Source organism: Providencia sp. PROV076 (genome assembly GCF_028483405.1).
Taxonomy (GTDB): domain Bacteria; phylum Pseudomonadota; class Gammaproteobacteria; order Enterobacterales; family Enterobacteriaceae; genus Providencia; species Providencia huaxiensis.
Window position 1 is genome coordinate 1 of the sequence record NZ_JAMPRR010000056.1, and the last position, 4,266, is coordinate 4,266.

The 4,266-nt window shown below is 45.3% G+C and carries 8 protein-coding genes; all 8 read right to left on the reverse strand.

The features are described from left to right. On the reverse strand, positions 1 to 1,888 hold a 1,888-nt coding region (locus tag PSF67_RS21725; RefSeq protein WP_272677602.1), incomplete at its 3' end, for a DUF927 domain-containing protein. Further along, entirely contained in the window at positions 1,885 to 2,229 is a 345-nt protein-coding gene (locus tag PSF67_RS21730) for a hypothetical protein (RefSeq protein WP_137019064.1), read from the reverse strand. The genes PSF67_RS21725 and PSF67_RS21730, both read right to left, overlap by 4 nt. 14 nt (positions 2,230 to 2,243) lie before the next feature. Continuing rightward, positions 2,244 to 2,840 carry a hypothetical protein gene (locus tag PSF67_RS21735; protein WP_137019066.1) on the reverse strand — a complete coding sequence of 199 codons (597 nt, stop codon included), beginning with the start codon at positions 2,838 to 2,840 and terminating at the stop codon, positions 2,244 to 2,246. Beyond that, positions 2,837 to 3,058 (reverse strand): hypothetical protein, encoded by a 222-nt coding sequence (locus tag PSF67_RS21740; RefSeq protein ID WP_137019068.1) that lies wholly within the window; start codon positions 3,056 to 3,058, stop codon positions 2,837 to 2,839. The genes PSF67_RS21735 and PSF67_RS21740 overlap by 4 nt, the downstream gene beginning before the upstream one ends. Then, the gene (locus PSF67_RS21745) at positions 3,058 to 3,246 is read right to left on the reverse strand and encodes a hypothetical protein (protein ID WP_137019070.1); all 189 of its coding nucleotides are present in this window, start codon (positions 3,244 to 3,246) and stop codon (positions 3,058 to 3,060) included. The genes PSF67_RS21740 and PSF67_RS21745 overlap by 1 nt, the downstream gene beginning before the upstream one ends. After that, positions 3,246 to 3,419, reverse strand: coding sequence for a hypothetical protein (locus PSF67_RS21750; protein ID WP_004265069.1), 174 nt, complete (start codon positions 3,417 to 3,419; stop codon positions 3,246 to 3,248). Before PSF67_RS21750 ends, PSF67_RS21745 begins: the two co-directional genes overlap by 1 nt. After that, positions 3,416 to 4,000 carry an ORF6N domain-containing protein gene (locus PSF67_RS21755; RefSeq protein ID WP_137019073.1) on the reverse strand — a complete coding sequence of 195 codons (585 nt, stop codon included), beginning with the start codon at positions 3,998 to 4,000 and terminating at the stop codon, positions 3,416 to 3,418. Before PSF67_RS21755 ends, PSF67_RS21750 begins: the two co-directional genes overlap by 4 nt. Then, on the reverse strand, positions 3,997 to 4,203 hold the full coding sequence (locus PSF67_RS21760) for a hypothetical protein (protein WP_036960437.1): 207 nt from the start codon (positions 4,201 to 4,203) through the stop codon (positions 3,997 to 3,999). Before PSF67_RS21760 ends, PSF67_RS21755 begins: the two co-directional genes overlap by 4 nt. Between the last annotated feature and the right edge of the window lie 63 nt (positions 4,204 to 4,266).

Here is a 4,266-nt window from a genome sequence, read left to right on the forward strand (position 1 = left end):
CCTGCCTATTGCCACCATCTTTCGCACCTTGTATCTTGCCTTTGCCATTAAACAGCGTGTAAGCCGATTTATAGACGTGTTTAGGGTCTGCGCCTTGTCCGACTTCATCCAAATACAAAAGCCCGTCATTGTGCGCTACAGCCTCGTTAGTCATGCCGTATTCAGTGCCATACCACGTTAAACGCTGCAAATCGGGATCACCGTACAAGCTCACGGCCATATCTGCGGTGGTGCTTTTCCCTGCTGTCGATTGGGCGTAAATGTGAATACCAAAGCTGTCCGCCCCTGTGATACTCGTCATCGGTGCGGCTAAGGCTGCGCCAATCGCAAACATCATAAAACTATTACCGTTAGCCAATCGTGCAACATCATTCCGCCAGCTTTCTACTGTTCCGCTTGTCTGGTAGGCGGTAGCGGCTGCGCTTTGCCCGTTAAAAAATATCGGTTGCTCAGGTGTACCAATGATTGAGCCGTCTGGCATGATGTACGCGCCTTTGTGCCAGCCTGATTTATTGGTGATACTCCAATTCTCTTTGAATTTCTGGCGCAAGAGCCAATCAGATAAAGACTGTCTTAGCCCTGATTTAGTTGTCACAATTAGCCCTGCATTTTTAAGCGTTTTCCACCCCTCACGCTCGCCAATATCCCCCATCGGAACGGCTTGAACGTTGTTATTGCCCCACTCGAAAATCAAATACTTTTGATTCAGGTCATTAACGCCTTTCGTAATGCGTTTTATGGCGTTAGATAACCATTGTTCATGATTGATGATCTCCCCTGTTTCTTTGTCCGCTTTAGGTGTAACCAGAAATACACCGTCGTCGCGTGATTCAATGCGTATTTTCATGGGGTCTGATTTAAGGGCTTTGTGGTTTACATCAATCTCAATCATTACCTTACTTCCTTGTTTATCCACTTCGGCATTAAATGCCTGTCTTGCTGCCTCAATGCCGTGTGATAAGCGATAATCATCCCAATCGGCTTTATCTTCGGTAGGCGGTAAAACCGCAATACCATTAACCGCTTTAGCTGCCTTTTCTGCCGCCAATTTCCCTATATTGTCTTGGTCTGGCTTAATATCGTTGTCACCTGCAATGATAATTTGGCTCTCTTGGTACTTTGTCCGCATCACCTTAGCCACATGAATTAAGTTACCCGCATCAATTGCCGCTACTGTGTGCGCTTCTGGTTGGATTAACTGGCACGTCATGGCGGTTGCCAATCCCTCAGCGATAATCACCGTAGAAACATTTACAGGCTCATTGATAGGGTAATAGCTGCCATTCTTCGCGCTATCGAGTAATAGCCGTTTCTCGCCATTGGATTTAATCGTCTGTGCTGCTGTGATTGTGCCGTCAGTGTCTATCAATGGAATAATCAGCGAACCATCGGCTAACAGGGTCACGGTGGTACTATCAAACCCTTTCGCCTTGAGATACTCAGATTCGCCCTGTTTAGCATTGGCAATAGTGCGGTTGTATCGCGCTGTAAAGCGTTTATGCTTCACTATCTGCTCGTTAGCTTGGCTCTGGGCTTGCTGTGCTTTCAATGCGTCCTGTTGCGCTTTTACCTCATGGCTACGGTAGGCTGGTGGATTATCTGAACGGGTATCAATTCCAATTATGCCAGCCACTTCATACGCTGCCTCAGTCACGCTGCCACCCAGAACACGCTGAACTAAGTCCAATCCATCGCCTGAGCCGCACTGGCTACAAATAAACGTGCCGTTGCCGTCTATGTCGTCGAATCTAAAACGGTCTTTACCGCCACAATGGGGGCAAGCTGTGTGCGTGTTTAGGGGCACTTCTGCCCCAAAGTTGGATAATATGTTTTGCCATTGGCCATTTGCTTTCAGCTTCACATCACGGATAACATCAATCGGTTTCATTGAAACGCCCCCTTATCGGCTAAAGAGTCGCCCATATCATTAATCATGCTTTGCCAAACCTCGCGCCCGTAACCCGTGATATAGCCATTAATCACGCACTGACCCATTAAACTAATGGCTGTTGTTTCCCACATAGGAACAGACTGTTTAAGTGCTTCCAGCAAATAACTATCGACGAGCATTCGAATACCTTTCACACCGTCAATAATGGCAACCTCAATGGCCTTGTTGCCTACATTCATTGGAAACCAATCACCGCCATTACGTGTGGTTACATCGTGATAAATAGCGGCTGCGTAGCTATTCGCCAGTGAATTAACTTTAAAATTCTTCGTTATCATGTCATTGCGTCCTTTTAATGAATGGTTACGGTGTTGCTAAACTCACCATCTTCTATCGCCCGAATGAGATCATCGTGAAGAATAGATAATCCCTCGCGCCCTCGGTCTGATAGTCGGCAACCTTGTTTAGGCTCAAGATTGATAAAATCCCTATACATTCTTATGGCCATAGCAGGGGCATATCCTGATTCGTAATGCTCATAAGCTGCGCCCTCAACGTGGTTTGCCAATAACATACGTTCGCTTGCTGCATAAACAGTTAAGGCTGCGTGTTCATTGCGATACACTGCTGCGGTAATCTTTCCGCCTTTCCCGTTATCGGTTTGATGAAATCCGTTATTGTCGGCCTGTTCCATGACAAAAGAGGCGGCAACAATCCAACGCCAGAGAATGACGGTTTGCTCAATGGTGGATTTAAAAAAGCCTTCAACCTCACCTTTGCTAATGGCTAAAACCAACTCAAACCCCATTGATAAATGACCATCAAAACTACCGTCATTTAATGCGTCCAATGCCTCCGTATAGCTAATAGCCTCTTGATTCGCTGCGTCAGTAATGAGAATTACACCGTGTTCGCTGTGCTCGAATGCGTTAATGTTTGTAATATTCATCGGTTCGCCTCCGCTACTGCTACTTTGTAAGCTCTCAACACATGCGAGGACTTACCTGTAATAATTGTTTTAATCACTAAGCCGCGCTTTGTGCTGGCTGTTACATTGGTTTTAAGCAGTACCGCATCCACAACACGACGATGTTTTTTATACTGAAATAGATTGCTAGTTACGGTGATTTTGGCGACTGCGCCACCGTCAAAATAATTGAGTTTCACTACTTGTTACCCTCCATAGCAGAATCAATATCTTTAACGGCATCACTCACCATAGAGAAAACAACATCTATCATATGGGCGGTTTCCTCGTCCTGATTCGCCTCTTGCCAAACGCTTAACAGTGTCAGCACTCGGTTTACTTTCATGCGTGGCACTTCCAGTGATAAAACCATCTCTTTGTTAGCCATTACTTCACCTCACGCACATAGTTAATTCGGATATCGGTTAAACCGTCACGTTGCGCTTCTCGCATCACTTGCGATTGTGCGTCTTTCTGGGTGGTAGATATCACCTGCTTACAAATACCTAGCGTTAACCCTTTAGGTGTTGTGCCATATCCTGCGATTTGAAACGTTCTCATGAGCGATAATCCCCCATATCCTGAATGTGTAGCTGTGAGGCTTGCTCAATGGCAATTACCATTGGTTTAAGTGCTTTTTTCTCCTTACGACGTAGGTTCATGGCATAACTACCGCGCCTACCGTGACCTTGATAAGAGTCAGCTTCTAAACGGCTAATCAAGTTCTGAGCCTCACCAATTGGCATGGCTTCAAGTTCCGCCAGCGTGGGTATTTGAATGTGTTTAATTTCTGGGAATTCAGAGAGTCGGAAATAACTGTTAACCATTGAACGCTGAACCTGCCACGACAAATCATCAGTAAATGGCTTGGCAACCATCAAATAACCTGATTCAGTGATAAGCATTAGCTCTTTTGCTTTTCCGCCTATTTCTAGTTCGGGCAACTCGGTACGTATTACGTACTTAGTGAGCAAAAAGTAATCTACCCCATCAATGAAGTGTTTTTTATGCGTGTTAAATGTGCGCTTTGCTGTACCTTTCGGGCGTTGGTGTACCTCGTCAATCATGGCAAAGGTCACAACTCGCTTACCTTGATACATAAATGGGCTTAAGCTGGTGGCATTGATAGTGACCTGTCTCATTTCATCACCCCTTCAATTCTTTCAAACTCAATAAATTGATTTTTTAAAAGACGACTTACCGCCCTTAACATGAAATAAGTATCACTTTCTGCCTCATTTTCTACGGCTGTTAATATCGGAAACATTAACGACTGGATTTCTTCGTTGATTTCCTTGGCTTCATCAAGAAGGCGCGACGGTGTAGGTTTTTCATGTTTTTTCATTTGGTCGCCTCCTCGAGGGATTCGCATATTTCTGCGTTGAAGTCATACGCAATAGAAACGGGG

What these genes read in the sequence shown, in the direction of transcription:
- PSF67_RS21730 (WP_137019064.1), bottom strand. Translation starts at nt 2,229, where the DNA reads ATGATAACGAAGAATTTTAAAGTTAATTCACTGGCGAATAGCTACGCA.
- PSF67_RS21735 (WP_137019066.1), bottom strand. Translation starts at nt 2,840, where the DNA reads ATGAATATTACAAACATTAACGCATTCGAGCACAGCGAACACGGTGTA.
- PSF67_RS21745 (WP_137019070.1), bottom strand. Translation starts at nt 3,246, where the DNA reads ATGGCTAACAAAGAGATGGTTTTATCACTGGAAGTGCCACGCATGAAA.
- PSF67_RS21750 (WP_004265069.1), bottom strand. Translation starts at nt 3,419, where the DNA reads ATGAGAACGTTTCAAATCGCAGGATATGGCACAACACCTAAAGGGTTA.
- PSF67_RS21755 (WP_137019073.1), bottom strand. Translation starts at nt 4,000, where the DNA reads ATGAGACAGGTCACTATCAATGCCACCAGCTTAAGCCCATTTATGTAT.
- PSF67_RS21760 (WP_036960437.1), bottom strand. Translation starts at nt 4,203, where the DNA reads ATGAAAAAACATGAAAAACCTACACCGTCGCGCCTTCTTGATGAAGCC.